Annotated in this window: 18 protein-coding genes and 1 pseudogene; 9 read left to right on the forward strand and 10 right to left on the reverse strand. The window is 73.5% G+C overall.

Annotated elements, in window-relative coordinates; all coding sequences use genetic code 11:
* Positions 1-46: 46 nt before the first annotated feature.
* A pseudogene (locus AB0M46_RS43865) lies at positions 47-367 on the reverse strand (YnfA family protein); the annotation flags it as partial.
* A gap of 105 nt (positions 368-472) precedes the next feature.
* Between AB0M46_RS43865 and AB0M46_RS43870 the strand changes: the two are divergent.
* Together AB0M46_RS43870 and AB0M46_RS43875 are read left to right on the forward strand one after the other, a co-directional pair.
* On the forward strand, positions 473-1,681 hold the full coding sequence (locus tag AB0M46_RS43870; RefSeq protein WP_363346206.1) for a sugar efflux transporter: 1,209 nt from the start codon (positions 473-475) through the stop codon (positions 1,679-1,681).
* A 78-nt stretch (positions 1,682-1,759) separates the two neighbouring features.
* Positions 1,760-1,948 carry a hypothetical protein gene (locus AB0M46_RS43875; RefSeq protein ID WP_363346208.1) on the forward strand — a complete coding sequence of 63 codons (189 nt, stop codon included), beginning with the start codon at positions 1,760-1,762 and terminating at the stop codon, positions 1,946-1,948.
* Here the strand turns inward: AB0M46_RS43875 and AB0M46_RS43880 are convergent.
* Positions 1,929-3,188, reverse strand: a complete 1,260-nt coding sequence (locus AB0M46_RS43880; protein WP_363346210.1) for an alpha/beta hydrolase — start codon at positions 3,186-3,188, stop codon at positions 1,929-1,931. The genes AB0M46_RS43875 and AB0M46_RS43880 overlap by 20 nt on opposite strands.
* A gap of 72 nt (positions 3,189-3,260) precedes the next feature.
* Between AB0M46_RS43880 and AB0M46_RS43885 the strand changes: the two genes are divergently transcribed.
* Both AB0M46_RS43885 and AB0M46_RS43890 read left to right on the forward strand, forming a co-directional pair.
* Positions 3,261-3,887: a methyltransferase domain-containing protein gene (locus AB0M46_RS43885; protein WP_363346212.1), complete on the forward strand. Its 627-nt coding sequence runs from the start codon at positions 3,261-3,263 to the stop codon at positions 3,885-3,887.
* Between the two features lie 19 nt (positions 3,888-3,906).
* A complete protein-coding gene (locus AB0M46_RS43890) occupies positions 3,907-4,134 on the forward strand; it encodes a hypothetical protein (RefSeq protein ID WP_363346214.1) in 228 nt (75 codons plus the stop codon).
* A 73-nt stretch (positions 4,135-4,207) separates the two neighbouring features.
* Here the strand turns inward: AB0M46_RS43890 and AB0M46_RS43895 are convergent, their stop codons facing one another.
* Positions 4,208-4,849 (reverse strand): rhomboid family intramembrane serine protease, encoded by a 642-nt coding sequence (locus AB0M46_RS43895; protein ID WP_363346216.1) that lies wholly within the window; start codon positions 4,847-4,849, stop codon positions 4,208-4,210.
* Between the two features lie 97 nt (positions 4,850-4,946).
* Between AB0M46_RS43895 and AB0M46_RS43900 the strand changes: the two genes are divergently transcribed.
* From AB0M46_RS43900 to AB0M46_RS43910, 3 genes are read left to right on the forward strand one after another with little or no spacing between them, the layout of a single operon-like run.
* On the forward strand, positions 4,947-5,471 hold the full coding sequence (locus tag AB0M46_RS43900; protein WP_363346219.1) for a PadR family transcriptional regulator: 525 nt from the start codon (positions 4,947-4,949) through the stop codon (positions 5,469-5,471).
* Entirely contained in the window at positions 5,468-6,196 is a 729-nt protein-coding gene (locus AB0M46_RS43905; RefSeq protein WP_363346221.1) for an ABC transporter ATP-binding protein, read from the forward strand. Before AB0M46_RS43900 ends, AB0M46_RS43905 begins: the two co-directional genes overlap by 4 nt.
* Positions 6,193-8,352: an FtsX-like permease family protein gene (locus AB0M46_RS43910; RefSeq protein ID WP_363346224.1), complete on the forward strand. Its 2,160-nt coding sequence runs from the start codon at positions 6,193-6,195 to the stop codon at positions 8,350-8,352. The genes AB0M46_RS43905 and AB0M46_RS43910 overlap by 4 nt, the downstream gene beginning before the upstream one ends.
* A gap of 106 nt (positions 8,353-8,458) precedes the next feature.
* Here the strand turns inward: AB0M46_RS43910 and AB0M46_RS43915 are convergent, their stop codons facing one another.
* From AB0M46_RS43915 to AB0M46_RS43940, 6 genes are all read right to left on the reverse strand, one after another.
* Positions 8,459-8,668: a hypothetical protein gene (locus tag AB0M46_RS43915; protein WP_363346226.1), complete on the reverse strand. Its 210-nt coding sequence runs from the start codon at positions 8,666-8,668 to the stop codon at positions 8,459-8,461.
* A complete protein-coding gene (locus AB0M46_RS43920; protein ID WP_363346228.1) occupies positions 8,665-10,254 on the reverse strand; it encodes a 2-isopropylmalate synthase in 1,590 nt (529 codons plus the stop codon). Before AB0M46_RS43920 ends, AB0M46_RS43915 begins: the two co-directional genes overlap by 4 nt.
* Before the next feature lie 173 nt (positions 10,255-10,427).
* On the reverse strand, positions 10,428-11,609 hold the full coding sequence (locus AB0M46_RS43925) for an MFS transporter (protein WP_363346230.1): 1,182 nt from the start codon (positions 11,607-11,609) through the stop codon (positions 10,428-10,430).
* A gap of 678 nt (positions 11,610-12,287) precedes the next feature.
* On the reverse strand, positions 12,288-12,506 hold the full coding sequence (locus AB0M46_RS43930) for a hypothetical protein (RefSeq protein WP_363346233.1): 219 nt from the start codon (positions 12,504-12,506) through the stop codon (positions 12,288-12,290).
* Positions 12,507-12,641: a hypothetical protein gene (locus tag AB0M46_RS43935; RefSeq protein ID WP_363346235.1), complete on the reverse strand. Its 135-nt coding sequence runs from the start codon at positions 12,639-12,641 to the stop codon at positions 12,507-12,509.
* 24 nt (positions 12,642-12,665) lie between these two features.
* Positions 12,666-12,905 carry a hypothetical protein gene (locus AB0M46_RS43940; RefSeq protein ID WP_363346237.1) on the reverse strand — a complete coding sequence of 80 codons (240 nt, stop codon included), beginning with the start codon at positions 12,903-12,905 and terminating at the stop codon, positions 12,666-12,668.
* Positions 12,906-13,000: 95 nt separating this feature from the next.
* On the opposite strand from AB0M46_RS43940, the gene AB0M46_RS43945 reads away from it, so the two are divergent.
* Positions 13,001-14,260, forward strand: a complete 1,260-nt coding sequence (locus AB0M46_RS43945; RefSeq protein WP_363346268.1) for an ExeM/NucH family extracellular endonuclease — start codon at positions 13,001-13,003, stop codon at positions 14,258-14,260.
* Between the two features lie 43 nt (positions 14,261-14,303).
* Here the strand turns inward: AB0M46_RS43945 and AB0M46_RS43950 are convergent, their stop codons facing one another.
* Complete coding sequence (locus tag AB0M46_RS43950) at positions 14,304-15,350, reverse strand: alanine racemase (protein ID WP_363346239.1); 1,047 nt, start codon at positions 15,348-15,350, stop codon at positions 14,304-14,306.
* 125 nt (positions 15,351-15,475) lie between these two features.
* Between AB0M46_RS43950 and AB0M46_RS43955 the strand changes: the two genes are divergently transcribed.
* Entirely contained in the window at positions 15,476-16,942 is a 1,467-nt protein-coding gene (locus AB0M46_RS43955) for a M1 family metallopeptidase (RefSeq protein ID WP_363346241.1), read from the forward strand.
* Positions 16,943-16,991 lie beyond the last annotated feature (49 nt).

Here is a 16,991-nt window from a genome sequence, read left to right on the forward strand (position 1 = left end):
AGGCGTTCAACAAGGACGTCGTCATCGACCTCGTCTGCTACCGCCGCCGCGGCCACAACGAGGGCGACGACCCGTCGATGACCAACCCGCTGATGACGTCGTAGCGGTCGGGGCGGAACTTGTCGACGGCCATGGCCCAGGCGAGCGAGCCGGCGACGAAGACCCCGCCGTAGGCGGCGAGGATGCGCCCGAAGTTGGCGTCGGGCTGCAGGGTGGCGACGAAGCCGTAGGCGCCCAGGGCGGCGACGCCGGCGCCGATCCACAGCAGGCCCCGGTGCTCGCGGACGCCCTGCCAGATCAGCCAGGCGCCGCCGATCTCGGCGATCGCGGCGAGCACGAACAGGGCGATGGAGCGGATGATCGTCACGGTTGCCATCGCAGCACATCACCGCGGGTGTTCGGCAGCTACACCCTCCGCCACTGGGGTGCGCGCCGACTGTATCGGTACAGGTTTACCGGTACAGTCACGCCCATGACCCTGACCGCCGCCGCCCCGGCCCGTGCCCGCACCATCGGCCGGGCCCTGATCCCGCTCGGGCTGGTGTTCCTCGCCGTCGGGCTCTCGACGGCGCTGGTCCTGCCGTTCCTGTCGCTGTTTCTCAGCACCGAGGTCCACGCCGGGCCGGTGAAGGTCACCGTGTTCCTGGTCGCGGCCCCGCTGGCCGGCGTGCTGGCCTCGTCGCTGGTCGGGCGGCTGTCGGACCGGCGGCCGATCCGGCGGTGGATCCTCTTCGGCGCGGCCCTCGCCGGGGTGGCCGGCACCGCGGCGACCGCGGTCGTGCGGGACTACTGGGTCCTGCTCGGCCTGGCCGTGACCGCCACGGCGCTGGCCAACGCGCTGTTCCCGCAGACGTTCGCCTACGCCCGGCAGGTGCTCGAGCGCGACAGCCCCGGCCGGGCCGCCATCGGCATCAGCGCGTTGCGCACCGTGTTCTCCCTGGCCTGGGTGGCCGGCCCGCCGATCGGCGCGTTCGTGCTGGACTTCGGCGGATTCCGGCTGGTGTACGGCCTGGCGGCGGTGATGTACGCGCTGGCCGCGCTGATCGCGGTGCTGGGGCTGGAGAACGTCGCCGCCCCGGCGCCCGCCGCCGAACCCGCCGCCGGCCCGGCCGCCGCGCCCGCGCCCGCGGCCCGGGGCGTGCTGCTGCTCACCGCGGTCGGGTTCGTGCTGCTGCAGGTGCCGATGACCCTCGGCGTGCAGGCCCTGCCGCTGTTCGTGGACCGGGATCTGCACCGCTCCGCCTCGGACGCCGGCGTCATCCTCGGCCTGTGCGCCGCGCTGGAGATCCCGATCATGCTCGGCCTCGGCGCGCTCACCACCCGCTTCCGGCTGCGCACCCTGGTGCTGGCCGGCGGCGCGTGCGGGGTCGCGTACTACGCCGCCGCGCTGGTCACGCCCAACATCTGGGTGCTCGGCGCCGCGCAGGTGGTCAACGCCCTGTTCATCGCCGCGGTCTCCGGCGTCGGCATCTCCTACATGCAGGACCTGCTGCCCGGCGAGCCCGGGCGGGCCACGACGATGTTCGCCAACACGTTCCCGATCGGGGCGGTGGTGGCCGGCCCGCTGCTGGGGGTGGCCGCGCAGGTCGGGTACCGCTCGGCGTACGGCATGGCCACCGCCCTCTGCGGGGCCGGGCTGCTGCTGCTGATCCTGGCCCACCCGGCCGGCCGGCGCCGCTGACCGCACGGGCCGGACCGGTCGCGGCATGGTTCGATGGCGTCGTGGTGCGGCTGGTCCTACAGGCGAGAGAGATCGACAGTGCGAGCCGGTGGCGGTGGCTGCTCACCACCGAGGACGGGCGTCGCCGCCGGTCCGGGCGAGGCGGCCGACCGGGTCGCGCACGAGCGGCTGCTGGCCCGCATGGCGGCCGGCGAGGACCCGGCCGCGATCGAGGCGAGCCTGGCCGCCGCGCTGCGCGGGGCGGAGCTCAGTCCGCCTGCGGGCTGAACAGCCAGTAGCCGCGGCCGGCGGCGTTGGTGCGCCCGCGCATCCCGAACCGCTCACCCGGCGGGAGGCCGTGGCGGATGAGCGAGAAGAGGTCGGACAGCACCCGGGTGCGGTCGCCGTAGTACGAGTGCCCCAGCAGCCCGGTGTCCAGCTCGGACGCGTCGACCGTGTCCACCCCGTCGACCACCAGGATGCCCGCCCCGGCCTGCCCGGCCCGCGGCGCGTCCACGAGCCCCTTGGAGGCCCACAGCGCCCTGTCGTTGTCCGAGGCGTACAGCGTGCAGCGCGCCGCCCGCCCGGCGAACACGGCCGCGAGCTGCTCGAACACGCCCGCGTCGACGTCCGGCGCGGCGAACACGACCTGGCCCAGCGGCGCCATCCGATCCGGGCCCAGCGCGGCGAGGCCGTCGGTGAGGACCCGGTTGCCCATGCTGTGCGCCAGCGCGTGCACCCGCGCGGCCCCGAGCCCGTCGAGCACCAGCCGCAGGAACCGCATGAAGTGGCCGTGGGTCCACATCGAGTTGTTCTGGTCGACGAGGTACGCCGCCGTGCGCGCCCGCGACGGCCAGCTGTAGAGCATCGGCACCCCGGCGAAGTTCAGGTCGTAGGCGAGCTGGGCGGCCCGCCGCGCCGCGTCGGCGAACCCGACGTTGTAGCCGTGCACGAACAGCAGCACGTCGCCGCCGCCGGTGGCCGCCTTGGCCCGGGCGGCGAAGCCGAGGTCGTCGAGCTCCTCGAGGCCGAGCAGCACCACGTGCTTGTCCGGGTCCTGCCGGAACTCCAGCCGCCACAGCCGGGGCTTCTCCAGCGCGCCCATCCGGTGGTCGTCGGGGATGCTGACCCGGGCCACGCCGAAGCTGAGGCCGCCCCGCTCGCCGCCGTACCGCTCGTCGGGCGCGGTCGTGTCCGTCGGCGCCCGGTCGGTGGCGTAGTAGACGGGGATCTCGACGTACCGCTCGTGCTCGACCGCCCCCGGGATCATGCTCTCCAGCCCGCGCTCGAGCTCCGCCTCGACCAGCCGGGCGGAGACCTCCTGCAGCCGGGCCAGCGCGGCCGGCCTGGTCGCGAAGGTGTCCAGCACGCCCTGCCGGGCCGTGGGCTCCGCCGCCCTGTCCTCCCGCCGGGCCCGCTCGAGCTCGCGCAGGGCGACCAGCACGGCGGCGGCGAAGCCGTCGGGCTCGTCCGGCAGCTCCGGCCAGAGCAGGGCGACGGCATCGACCATGAGCCTGGAAGCATCCATGCCCGCGATTCTGGCATCTGCCGGCACGTCCGTGCTCCGGGCCGATGGGCCGGGCTTTGTACCGTTGAAGCCGTGACGAGTGCCAACGATGAGACTGCCAAGCTGCTTCGCGTCTGGGACAAGCAGGCGGCGGCGTACGACCGCCAGATCGCGTTCTTCGAGCGGATCCAGTTCGGCGGGGGCCGGGAATGGCTGGGCGCCCGGGCCTGTGGCCGGGTGCTCGAGGTCGCCGTCGGCACCGGGCTCAACCTGCCGCACTATCCCGCCGGCGCGAGCGTGAGCGGCATCGAGCTGAGCCCGCGGATGCTCGCCATCGCCCGCGAGCGCGCCGCCGGCCTCGGCCTCGGCGCCGAGCTGCTCCAGGGTGATGCCGAGGCGTTGCCGTACGACGACGGCACCTTCGACACCGTGGTCTGCGCCCTGGCGTTGTGCGCGATCCCGCGCCCGGCCACCGCGCTCGCCGAGATGCGCCGGGTGCTGGTGCCGGGCGGACGGCTGCTGCTGCTCGACCACATCGGCAGCTCGTGGCCGCCCCTCTACGCCGCGCAGTGGCTGCTGGAGCGGCTCACCATCCGCGCCGTCGGCGAGCACTTCACCCGCCGCCAGCTGCCGCTGGTCCGGGCGGCCGGCTTCGAGATCGTGGAGGTCGAGCGGCTCAAGGCCGGCACCGTGGAGCGCATCCACGCCCGCAAGCCCTGAGTTCTGCCATCATCCTGGGATGGCGAATCTGACGCAGGTCTACCGCGGCCCCGCCGAGACGGTCACGATCATGGCGTACCTCGGCGCGGACGCCGGCGACCTGGACGAGATACGCCGCATCGTCGAGCGCCACGGGTCGGTCGTCGAGGACGGCATCGCGTACGTCGGGCCCGACGGCCGCCGCTGGCTGGACGAGCAGCACGAGGCCTACGTCACCCGGGGCCTCATACCGTCTTGCGCCGCCTGACGCTGTCGTCGCCCGACGGCGAGGGCGGTCGGCGTACGGCCGCTCCCGCCGCTTGATTGCGGGGGCGGCCGGCTTACGCGCGCTCCCGCCGCCTGATCGCGAGGGCGGCTCCGGCGGCTGCGCCGGCCACGGCCGCGCCGGCCACGGCCGCGCCGCCGTGGATGTCGCCGAGGACGAGCAGGGCGACCGCGCACGCCAGGCTCACGGCGGCCGGCCCGCGGCTGCGCGGCTCGGTGCCGAGCAGGACCGCCGCCGCCGCGAGGGACGCGCCGAGCCCGAAGTCGACGAGCGAGGTGCCCGCGCCGACCGGCTGCGCCACGAGCCCCCACAGGCCGCCCAGCACCTGCACGGCGAGCGCGATTCCGAGCCACCGGCCCGTCCCCCAGAGCCGCTCGGCGAGCGTGCCCAGCACGGCCAGCGCGACGAGGTTGGAGATCGTCCCGGGCCACCCGCCGTCCTGCACGACGACCGACGTCACCAGCCGCCAGACCTGCCCGTCCGCGATGGCCGCCCGGTCCCGCCGCAGCGCCTCGAACAGCCCCGGCGCGACCGTGAGCTGCAGCAGCGAGAACACCGCGACGACCGCGAACGTCGCCATGGTGGCCACCGGCGGGCGCCGTGCCGCCCCGGGCTCCCACGTCCCGCGCAGCGAGGCACCGGCGACGCCGGCGGTCACGAGCAACACGATGTAGAGGACGCTGCGCACGATATCCACCCGACCATGGTGGACCACATCGATGCCTCCGGCGGCGTGCCGGTCCGAGACAAACAGTAGATTGTGCGTGTAGATATCGCGTGTATAGTCGCCGGTTGTGGACAACACGACGGCTTTGCTCGGCCTGTTGGGCGCCGGCGCAAGCTACGGCTACGACTTGAAGAACAGCTATGACCGCTGGTTCGGACTGAAGAAGCCGCTGGCGTTCGGGCAGGTGTATACGACACTGGCGCGGCTGATCCGCAACGGCTGGATCGTGGCGGCCGGCGCGGAGGCGGGTGCCGGTCCGGATCGCAAGCGCTACGAGATCACCACGGCGGGCCGGGCCCGTGTGGCTGAGTGGATGTTCACCCCTGAGGTGCCGTCCGAGAGCCTGCAGAGCAACCTCTTCGCGAAGACGATCATCGCGCTGCTCCTCGGCGACAACGCGGGCCGGTTGCTGGACCTGCAACGCGCGCAGCACATGGCCCGGATGCGGGAGCTGACGAGCGAGAAGCAGGGAGCCACCCTGGCCGCCGTGCTGGTGTGCGACCACGCCCTGTTCCACATCGAGGCGGACCTGCGCTGGATCGACCTGACCGCGGCACGCCTGTCCCAACTGCGCGCGGAGGTGACGACGTGAGCGAGGTCGAGGTGATCGGTGCGCCGAAGCGAGCGACCGAGGGCGAGCCGGCGCCGCTGTTGCGGGCGCGTGGGCTGCGGCTGGCGTTCGGGCTGACCCAGGCCCTGCGCGGCATCGACGTGGACATCCACGCCGGGGAGATCGTCGCGGTCACCGGCCCGTCCGGCTCGGGCAAGTCCACGCTCCTGCACGTGCTCGCCGGAGTGCTGGTCCCCGATGCGGGAACCGTCGACTATGGACATATCCGCCTGACCGCCCTCGCCGAGGCGGACCGGTCGCGGTTGCGCCTGGGCGAGTTCGGGTTCGTGTTCCAGTACGGGCAGCTGCTGCCCGACCTGTCCGCGGTGGACAACGTGAGCATCCCGCTGCTGCTGGCGGGCACCAGCCGCCGCGAGGCGCTGCGGCAGGCCGACGCGTGGCTCGAGCGGCTCGGGCTGGCCGAGCATTCCCGCAAGCTGCCCGCGCAGCTGTCCGGCGGCCAGGCCCAGCGGGTCGCCGTGGCGCGGGCGCTGGTGACCGGGCCGAAGGTGCTGTTCGCCGACGAGCCGACCGGATCGCTGGACTCGCTCGCCGCCGAAACCGTGATGGTCGCCCTCACCCAGGCGGCGCGGGCGGCCGGCACCACGGTCGTGCTCATCACCCACGACCCGCGCACGGCCGCCTACGCCAGCCGGGAGTTGATCGTCCGTGACGGACAGATCACGCTCGGGGGGCTGCACGGATGAGGCTGCTCACGCTGGCGAGGCTGGTCACGGCGGAGGGCCGCGGTGCACGGGGCCGGCTGGCCGGCATGGCCGGCACCGTCGCGGTCGGGGTCGCGCTGCTGCTCCTGCTGCTGGGCGCCTTCGACGGACTCGCGTCCCGGACCGAACGCTCAACCTGGACCTCCCTGAACTACGGAGTGTCGACCCGGGTCGACGGCCCCGCCGCGGCGCCGGGCGACGACACGGTCCTGGCGACGAGCGTCCCGGACTTCTTCAAGGGACGGACGATCACCAGGGTCGGCATCGCCGCGACGCCGGCCTCGACCGTGGTCGTGCCCGGCATCGGGCGCCCGCCGGCGGCCGGCACGTATTACGCCTCGTCCGCGATGATCGCCCTCATCGACGCCAACCCGGGCGACGAACTCGGCGCCCGCTACGGCACCCGGGCCGGGGTCATCGACGACGCGGCGCTGGCCGGCCCGGACTCGCTGGTTATCGTGACCGGGGCGGCGCCGGGCGACCTGAATGCCATGTTCGGCATCTGGTCGGTCACGAAGTTCCGCGGATCTGCCTATCCGAGCATCGGCTACCGTACGGTCGCGATCATCGGCGCCATCGCGGTCCTGATCCCCGTCCTGATCCTGGTCGGGATCGTCACCCGCCTCGGCGCGGCCGCACGTGCCGAGCGCTTCGCCGCCCTGCGCCTCATCGGCGCCACACCCCGCCGGGTCGCCGACATCGCCGCCGCCGAGATCGGTGCGACCAGCCTCGCCGGCGCCCTGGCCGGCGTGGTCCTGGCGTGGTTGCTCATCCCGGTCGCCGCGCGGGTCGACGTGGGCGACGGCCGGTTCTTCCGCGCCGACCTGACCGTAGGGCCGATCGTCGTGGTCATCGTTGTCGCGGGCGTCGTGGCGGTCGCCACCGCCGTCGCGTGGTGGCGCACCGTCCGCGCCGGGATCGGGCCGCTCGGCGTCACGCGCGAGCGGTCGGAGCGCCGACCGGCCGCGCTCGGCGTGCTCCCGCTCCTCGCCGGCGTGGCCCTGATGTTGAGCGCCACGATCGCCGCACTGCTCCACTCGCCGCTGCCCGGCGCCAGCATGATCCTCATCGCGGGCTTCGTGCTGATCTCACTCGGGCTGATCACCTCGGGGCCGGTGCTCACCTCGTGGGTGGCGCGCATCGCGGCTCGGGGCGCCAGGGGTACTGCCGGGGTCATCGCGATGAACCGCATCCAACGGCACCCGCGGGCCACCTTCCGCGCGGTCAGCGGCCTGGTCGCCGCCGTCTTCATGGTGTCGGTGTTCTCCGCGGCGATCACCACCGTCGCCGGCGAGCCGGCACGCGCCGAAGGCCCCGACCGGCTCCCGCTGTCCACCTTGATCGCGGATCTCGGCACCCGGCCCGCCGAGGCCGCCGCGGCCCCCGCGGCGGCATCCCGGGTCGCCCGTACCGCTGGTGTCACCGTCGCGGCGATCGCCTACTTCGACCCCCAGGAAGGCGTCGTCCTCGCCGCGTCCGACGCCGCCCGTCTCGGCCTGCCCGTTCCCGGCGGAGCCAGCCACGTCCACGTCACCAGCGACTATTTCAACGGCGGCCCACCGGTCGTCGCTGCGGCGAGCGCACCCGAGACCACGCCGGCGATGCTCGTCGTCGCCACCGACGGCACGACCGGCTCGATCGAACGCGCCCGCACCGCCGTCCTCGGCAGCGGGCTGCGCCTGGCGCTGCCACCCGTGACCCGCGCCGAGCGGACGACCTCTGCACTGCTGACGTCGGCCAACCACTACGCCGACCTCGCCAACCTGGGCATCCTCGTGGCCACCGTGATCTCCGCGGTGTCACTGGCCGTGTCCACCATCGCCGCCGTCCTCGACCGCAAGCGCGTGTTCGGCCTGCTCCGCCTCATGGGCATGCCCGTATCGACCGTGCGCCGCGTCATCCTCGCCGAGGCCGCCCTGCCGCTCGCCACCGTCTTCGCCCTCTGCGTCGGGCTCGGCTTCCTCGTCGCCTGGTGCATCCTGGTCGGCCTCACCGAAGGCCGCCGCACGGTCTCCTGGCCCCACCCGTCCTACTACCTGGCCCTCGCCGCGAGCCTCCTGCTCGCCGCCGCCGCCGTGGTCGGCACGTTCCGCACGGCACGCAAGAACACCGGCGTCGCGGTGACCCGGTTCGAGTGAGGCGGGTGCCGAGTCCCGCGCTGTCGTCGTGCCGTCCGGCCAGGTCCGGGTCGGGGCTTGGGCGGCGTGCCCGACGAGGAGCACGCCGCCGGCAAGCCTGTGACGCTCAGTCGAGCAGGGCCTCCATCATGGCCGCGGCCTCCTCCTCGTCCAATGACTCGCTGTCGGTGACGATGAGTAGCCACGGGTTCGGGCAGGGGCCGTCGTGGTCCGGGTCGGGGCAGAGCGCGGCGCGGATCCGCTCCCTGATGGCGTCCTCCTCCGCCTCGGTGGCCAGCGTGTACACGGTCAGCCGCCGCAGCCGTTGGGTGGTCATCGCGCGCCTCGCCGCGCCGCCGCGGCGGCCACCGCCGCGGTCAGGGCCGCGTCCGCATCGGCGGCGATGCCGGCGCCCCAGGCCTGCCAGTCCGGGCCCCGGCAGAGGGCGTAGGCGGCGACCATGCCGGGGCGGCCCTCGACGGCGTGGTGCTCTGTGTGCAGTACCGCCGCGTCGCAAGCCGGACCGTCGCGCATGAACTCGGCGCGGAAGAGCCGCCACAGCTCGTCGCCGGTGACCTCGCCGCCGGCGGCCGCGCCCTCGCTGGCCCGCTGGGCGAGCGCACCGACTTCGGCCTGCAGCCCGCGCGGCAGCCGCAGGCCGTGGCCGGTGCGCAGCAGGTAGGCGGCGCCGCCCTTGCCGGACTGGCTGTTGACCCGGATCACCGCCTCGTAGGAGCGGCCGAGGTCGGCGGGGTCGATCGGCAGGTACGGCACGTCCCACGCCTCCTCCTGCGGCCGGGCCATGCCCTTGGCGATGGCGTCCTGGTGGGTGCCGGAGAAGGCGGTGTACACCAGGTCGCCCGCGTACGGGTGCCGCGGCGGCACCGGCATGCGGTTGTACTGCTCGACGGTCCGGCGGACCTCGTCGATGTCGGAGAAGTCCAGCATCGGGTCGACTCCCTGGGTGTAGAGGTTCAGCGCGAGGGTGACCAGGTCGACGTTGCCGGTGCGCTCGCCGTTGCCGAACAGGCAGCCCTCGACCCGCTGCGCCCCGGCCAGCAGGGCGAGTTCGGCGCAGGCGACCCCGGTGCCGCGGTCGTTGTGCGGGTGGATGGACAGGATCACGTCGTCGCGGCGGTCGAGGTGGCGGTCCATCCATTCGATCTGGTCGGCGTACACGTTGGGCGTGGCGATCTCGACCGTCGCCGGCAGGTTGTGGATGACGGGCCGGTCGGGCCGTGCGTCCCAGACCTCGGTGACGGCGTTGCAGACGTCCAGGACGTACTCCGGCTCGGTCAGGTTGAACACCTCGGGGCTGAACTCGAAGCGGGTCCGGGTGCGGGGCAGCCGGTCGGTGTGGTGCAACACCCGCCCGGCCGCGCCGACGATGAGCCGCCGCAGCCCGTCGCGGTCCTGGCGCAGGACGACGTCGCGCCAGGTGGGCGCGGTCGCGGTGTACATGTGCACGACGGCCCGGTCGAGCCCGTCGATCGCCTCGGCGGTGCGGGCGATGAGGTCGTCACGGGCGGCGGTGAACACCACGACGGTGACGTCGTCGGGGACGAGGTCCTCCTTGACCAGCAGTCGCACGAAGTCGAAGTCGAGCGTGCTGGCCGAGGGATAGCCGACCTCGATCTCCTTGAAGCCCATGGCCACCATGAGCCGGAAGCCGCGCAGCTTCCGGTCGGTGTCCATCGGCTCGGCCAGCGCCTGGTTGCCGTCGCGCAGGTCGACGGGGACCCACAGCGGCGCCTTGGCCAGCCGCCGTTGGGGCCATTGACGATCCTGCAACGGTACGTCGACCCGCCGGTGCGCAGGCGTGTAGCGCCGGAACGGCATGGCGCTGCCGCGTTGGGGATTCCACTGTGGAGCGTTGGCGGGCACGGGCCCCGCCGGGGTGACGATGGTGGGATGGTGACGCATTCGGTCGGCTCCTTGCCGGTCGATGGGATGTCGACCGGCGCAGCACGATCAGCCCCCACGGCGGGGAGCCGGTCGATTCAGGCCCCGCCGTGGCGGCTGAGGAGCAGCGCCACGAACTGCGTCATGGCGGCAACGTACCACAGGCATCGGCCGGGGCGCATCGGGTTCTGCGCCTACCGGGGGCGCGGGGCGAGGGCGACCAGGGCCAGCAGTGGCACCAGGGCGGCCATGGTGGCGGCCAGCCCGAACAGGTCGGCGGCCCAGCCGATCAGGGCCGGGCCGAGCAGGATGCCGGTGTACGTGAACGTGGTCAGCCGCGACACGAGCAGCGCGGCCGGGGCGCCGGGCAGTTTGCCGGCGGCGCTGAAGGTCAGCGGGACGAGCACCGACGTGCCCAGGCCGGCCAGCGCGAACCCGGCCACGGCGACGGGCAGGCGGGCCACCAGCACGGCGACCGCGAAGCCCGCGGCGGCGACCGCCGCGCCGAGGCGGAACAGCGGGGTGCCGCCCCAGCGCAGGCTCAGCCGGTCGCCGGCCAGCCGGCCCAGCGTCTGCCCGCCGGTGTAGGCGGTGACGGCGGCCGCGGCCAGGCTCAGCGTGGCGTGGCGCGCGTCGTGCAGGAAGATGCCGCCCCAGCCCAGCGCGCCGCCTTCGCAGATCATCACGGCGGTGACGGTCAGGCCGAGCAGCAGCAGGTCGCGGCTCCACCCGGCCCGCGGCTGCGGCGCCTCGGCGGACCCGTCCGCGCCGCCGGCGGGTTCGGCGCGGCCGGTGTCGGGCAGGCGCGGGCCGAGGACCAGGCCGCCGGCCAGCAGCAGGGCGCCGGCGACGACGAGGTGGGCGGCGAGGGAGACGCCGGCGTGGGCCAGGGCGGCGGTGGACAGCGACGCGACGACCGCGCTGACGCTCCAGGCCGCGTGGCAGCCGTTGAGGATCGGGCGGCCGGCCCGCCGCTCGACGGCGACGGCGCTGGCGTTCATCGCGGCGTCGGTGGTGCCGTGGACCGCGCCGAGCACGGTCGCGCCGGCGGCGAACCACCACGGGCCGGGGGCGACGGCGAGGCCGGCCAGCAGCAGCGGCATGACGGCCAGGGTGGCCCGCAGCACCGCCCGGGCGCCGACCCGGCCCACGAGCGGCCCCACGAACTGCATGGCCGCGAGTGCCGCCAGGGCGAACAGCAGCCCCGTGAGCCCGAACCGGCCGTCGCTGAAGTGGTGGGCGCTCTTGAACGAGGGGGCCCGCACGATGTACGTCGACAGGGTCAGGCCGTTGAGGAGGAACACGGCGGTGACGGGCCACCGGCCCGGCACGCCGCGCGCGGTGGGCCGGGCGGCGAGCTGCGCGTTGACGGTCATACCCGACCGACGATCGGGGACCGCCGGATCGGACGCCCCAGCACCTCGCGCACGTCCTCCGACGCGGTGGCCAGCGTATTGCGGCGCCGCGGCCGGGTGGGGAGGCAGGGCCGTGATGCAACGACTTTGATCGAATCGAGCACCATCGGCGAATGATCGGACTTACCGGAAGCGATACCGGTGAACGTGACTTAGGGTGTCACACGCCGTTCAGCCCTCGTCCGCCCACCGGCAGGAGCCGGGGCGTTCGGCGCCCGTAGGTTACCGGAGCCGTTTCGTGACCATCTGGAGGTCCGGATCTATGTCCCGTGTGATCGTCCGGCGTGGATTGCTCGTCCTGTTATCCGTGTGCGCAGCCGGTGCCACCCTGCCGTTGCTGGCCGGGCCGGCCGCCGCGAACCCGGCCGGCACCGGCCTGGTCATCAGTGAGGCCTACGTCAACGCCGTCACCGAGCCGACGACGGTTACCCCGATCGCGGCGATCCAGGGCACCAACACCGACACCTCGCCGCTGGCCGGCAGGAACGTCACCACCGAGGGCGTGGTGACCGCCGTCTACGCCACCGGCGGGTTCAGCGGCTTCTTCCTGCAGACCGGCGGCGCGGGCGGCACCCCGGCCGAGGACGCCACCCCGGGCGCCTCCGACGCCGTGTTCGTCTACGGCTCCGCCTCGGCCGGTCAGGTCACCGTCGGCGACAGCGTGCGGGTCACCGGTACCGTCGCGGAGTTCCAGGGCGAAACCGAGATCACCTTCCCGTCGGTGACCAAGCTCGCCACCCCGCTGCCGGCGGTGAAACCCGGCGTCATCCCGTGGTCCGAGCTCACCACCGACGCCCAGAAGGAGGCGCACGAGGGCGAGCTGATCGCGCCGCAGGGCTCCTTCACCGTGTCGGACAACTACGACGCCAACTGGTACGGCTCGTTCACCCTGGCCGCCGGCGACGCGCCGCTGCGCCAGCCCACCGACGCCGGGAAGGCGGGCAGCCCCGAGGCCCAGGCCGTCGTGGCCGACAACGCCGCCCGCATGATCACCCTCGACGACGGTGCGAGCGTCAACTACAGCGGCGCCGCCAACACCGGCACGCCGCTGCCCTGGCTCACGCCGTCCAACCCGGTGCGCGTCGGGTCGAAGGTCACCTTCCACCAGCCGGTGATCCTCGAGTACCGCTTCGCGCTCTGGAACTTCCAGCCGAACCACCAGGTCACCGACGACGGCGCCGCGGTCGCCACGTTCAGCGACACCCGCACCGCCAACCAGCAGCCGGCCAACGTCGGCGGGACCGTCCGCCTGGCCACCTTCAACGTCCAGAACTACTTCCCGCTCACCGGCGAGGCGTACGTCGCCAAGGGCCTCGGCACCTGCACGTACTACGACGACCGGGCGGGCCCACATCGCCGACAAGACCTGCACCGGCCCGAACAAGGAGGCCGGCCCGCGCGGCGCCGCCACCGACGCCAGCTTCCAGCGGCAGCAGGCGAAGATCGTCACCGGCATCAACCGGCTCGGCGCCAGCATCGTGTCGCTGGAGGAGGTCGAGAACTCGGCCAAGTTCGGCGAGACCCGCGACGCCGCGCTGGCCCACCTCGTCGACGCGCTCAACGCCGCGGCCGGCGCGAACGTGTGGGCCTTCGTGCCGTCCCCGTCCGCCGACAAGCGGCCGGCGCTGGCCGACGAGGACGTGATCCGCACCGCGTTCATCTACAAGCCGGCCGACGTCGCGCTCGTCGGCTCCTCGGTGATCCTCACCAGCGCCTCCGGCCCCGGCCAGTCCTTCTCGATCGCCCGCGAGCCCCTCGCGCAGGGCTTCAAGAAGGCCGGCGCCACCGACGCCGACGCGTTCCTGGTCGTGGCCAACCACTGGAAGTCCAAGGGCAGCGGCACGGCGCTCTACCCGGGCGACGCCGAGGACACCTCGTCCCCGGCCGTCGACCAGGGCTCCTTCAACGCGACCCGGGTCCACGAGGCCCAGGACACCACGGCGTTCGCCGACCAGGCGGCCGCGGCCATCGGCACCAACCGCATCTTCCTGGCCGGTGACTTCAACTCCTACACCCAGGAGGACCCGATGCAGGTCCTCTACGGTGCCGGGTACACCGACCTGGGCTCCGCGCTGGACCCGGGCGAGACGACGTACGCCTACAACGGCCTGCAGGGCTCGCTCGACCACGTCCTGGCCAACGCGGCCGCCCGCGACCTCGTCACCGGCGCGGACGTGTGGGAGATCAACGCCCAGGAGGCGATCGCCTTCGGCTACAGCCGCTACAACTACAACGCCACGCTGCTGTTCGACGGCACCGACCCGTTCTCCGCGTCGGACCACGACCCGGTCGTGGTCGGCCTGAACCCGCCCGTGAGCCCGGCCTTCCCGGCCTGGGACAGGTCGAAGGCCTACAACGCCAACGACAAGGTCACCTACAACGGCAAGACGTACCTCGCCTCGTGGTGGACCCAGAACCAGACGCCGGGCGACCCGTACGGCCCGTGGCAGGAGATCGCGACCGCCCCGGACGGCACCGCCCTGTGGACGGCGTCGCGCATCTTCAATGCCGGCGACGTGGTCCTCTACCAGGACAAGAAGTACGTCGCCCAGTGGTGGACCCGCAACCAGGCCCCCGGTGACCAGTACGGTCCCTGGAAGCCCGTCGCGTAACCGTGGTCCAGGGCCGCCCTCCGGCTTTCCGGGGGCGGCCCTTTCACGTGTTGGTGCCCCGCGCCGCGACCCTCCAGCGGTCGATCTCGACGCCGTTGCGTACGACGGTGAGCTCGTCGGCCAGGTTGACGGCCGCGCACAGGTGGTTCGGGGCGACCCGCACGATCTCGCCGTGGGCCGGTCTCGGGGCCCGCGGCGGGAACACGACCGTGGCGTGGTGCTCGGACAGGGCGGTGATGCGGGCGTCCGGATGATCGGGGAGCCGCCCGCCGCCGGTCACCCAGGCGGGCTGGTCGGCGCCGAGGACCTTGCTGCCGGCGTCGAGGATCAGGTGGTCCCCGGCCACGCTGACCACGGTCGCGGCGACGGTCAGGGCGACGTCCCCCCAGCCGCAGGTGCCGAGCTCGACCTGCTGGGCGTCGTTGAGCGCGTACACGCCGGGCCGGATCTCGGTCAGCGCGGCACTGTCCGATGTGGACGCCGTCGGGGTCGAGCCGCCGCTGCGGACGCCCGGCTCGACGCCCGCGGCCCGCATCGCCCCGGCGGCGGTGCGGATCGCGGCGGCCTCGTCGGCGACGGCCCGCGCCTGGCGGCCGGGCCCGTAGCCGTGGCCGGGAAAGGTGAAGACGCCCGCCACCGTCAGGCCCAGCCGTGCCGCGGCCGCGGCCAGCTCGCCGGCCCCGGCCGGGTGCACGCCGCTGCGGTGGTGCCCGCTGTCGATCTCGACGACGACCTCGACCCCGGTGCCGGCCAGCAGCGCTGCCGCCTCGGCCGAGTCGACGCCGACCCGGACCGTGGCCCGCTCGGCGAGCGCCCGCAGGCGGCCCGCGCGCGCCGGGGTGGCCCACACCGGGTAGGCGATGAACAGGTCGGCGCAGCCGGCGGCGGCGAACACCTCGGCCTCGGTGACGGTGGCCACGGTCAGCCCGGCCGCCCCGAGCTCGAGCTGGCGGCGGGCGATCTCGACGCACTTGTGCGACTTGGCGTGCGGCCGCAGGGCGAGGCCTCTCGCCGCGGCGGCGTCCGCGGCGTCGCTGAGGTTGCGATCCAGTACCTCGGCGTCGACCGTCAGGTACGGCGTGCTGTCCATCCGGCGATCATGTCATGCCCTCTTCGTCGCCGTTTCGTCACGCAACGTCACTGACCGGTGCGGCCTTCGCCACCCTCGGGCCTCCGGGGACACCGCGCGGCGGCCGGATGTCGTAGCTTCCTCACGTGCATCGTCGCTGGCTCGCCCCGCTCACCGTCTGCGCCGTCCTGTTCGCCGGGGCGTGCACCGGCGACTCGCCCAAACCCGCCGCGAGCGGGGCCGCCTCCAGTGCCGCGCCGAGCGCCGTCCCGTCCGGGCCCGACTACGCACAGTGGTCGGCCGGCAAGTCGACGCCGGTGGCCGACCCGGTGTACCCCGGCTACGGCAACCCGGCCGTCGACGTGCTGCACTACGGCCTCGAGCTGGCCTGGGCGCCCGAGACGAAGACGCTGACCGGCACGGCCACGATCCAGCTGCGGGCCGCGGCCGACCTCACCGAGGTCAAGCTCGACTTCTCCAAGGCCTACGCGATCGACGGGGTCCAGCTCAACGGGGCGGCGGCCACCGGGACGGTCGACGGGACCAAGCTGACCGTGGCCGGGGCCGTGGCCAAGGACGCCGATGCCGAGCTGGTGGTGAAGTACCACGGCACGCCGGCCACGGTGCCGATGCCGTCGCACCGCAACGACGTCGAGCCGCTCGGCCTGACCGTCACCGCCGACGGCGGGCTGTGGACGATGCAGGAGCCCTACGGGGCGTCGACCTGGTATCCGGTCAACGACCAGCCGTCGGACAAGGCGCTGTACGACATCGCGGTCACCGTGCCCGCGGGCTGGTCGGCGATCGCCGGCGGCACGTCGAAGGGCCACGAGGGCAACACGTTCACCTACAGCACCACGGTGCCGGTGGCGAGCTACCTGACCACGCTGGCCGTGGGCAAGTACCAGCAGGAGACGGCGGCCGGGCCGCGCGGCACCCCGATCACCCTGTGGTACCGCGCGGGGGCCGACGACAAGGCGCTGCCGTACCTGCGCAAGTCGCCGCAGTACCTCGCCTGGCTGGAGCAGCGCTTCGGCCCCTATCCGTTCGACAGCGCCGGCGTGCTCATGGTCCCGTCCGCCTCGGGCATGGAGACCCAGCAGATGATCACCATGGGCCTGCCCACCTACGGCAGCGACGCCGACTTCAAGACCGGCTTCGACGCCGACCTGCTGCACGAGTACGCCCATCAGTGGTTCGGCGACGCGGTCTCCCCGACGAGCTGGAACGACCTCTGGCTCAACGAGGGCTGGGCGCAGTACACCCAGTTCCTCTACACCAACGAGCGCGACAAGGTCACCGCGCAGCAGTGGGAGTCCTGGGCCCGCGGCGTCGACGCCCGCCTGCGCAAGCAGCTCGGCCCGCCCGGCAAGCCGCGCGCCGACAGCTTCGCCGAGTCCAACGTGTACATCTGCCCGGCCCTCATGCTGCACCAGATCCACAAGCAGATCGGCGACGCCGCGTTCTTCTCCCTGGGCGCCGACTGGGCCAAGGCCAACCGCGGCACCGCCCAGGACCGCGCCTCCTTCATCGCCTTCGTCAACCAGCACACGGGCAAGGACTTCACCGCCCTGATCAACACCTGGCTGGACTCGCCCACGACCCCGAAGTGAGCTACTGCGGCGCCACCGTCGTAGCCCGTCCCGACACGCTCCGGCCCCG

Origin of the sequence: Dactylosporangium sp. NPDC051485 (assembly GCF_040682015.1) — a bacterium.
Classification (GTDB): domain Bacteria; phylum Actinomycetota; class Actinomycetes; order Mycobacteriales; family Micromonosporaceae; genus Dactylosporangium.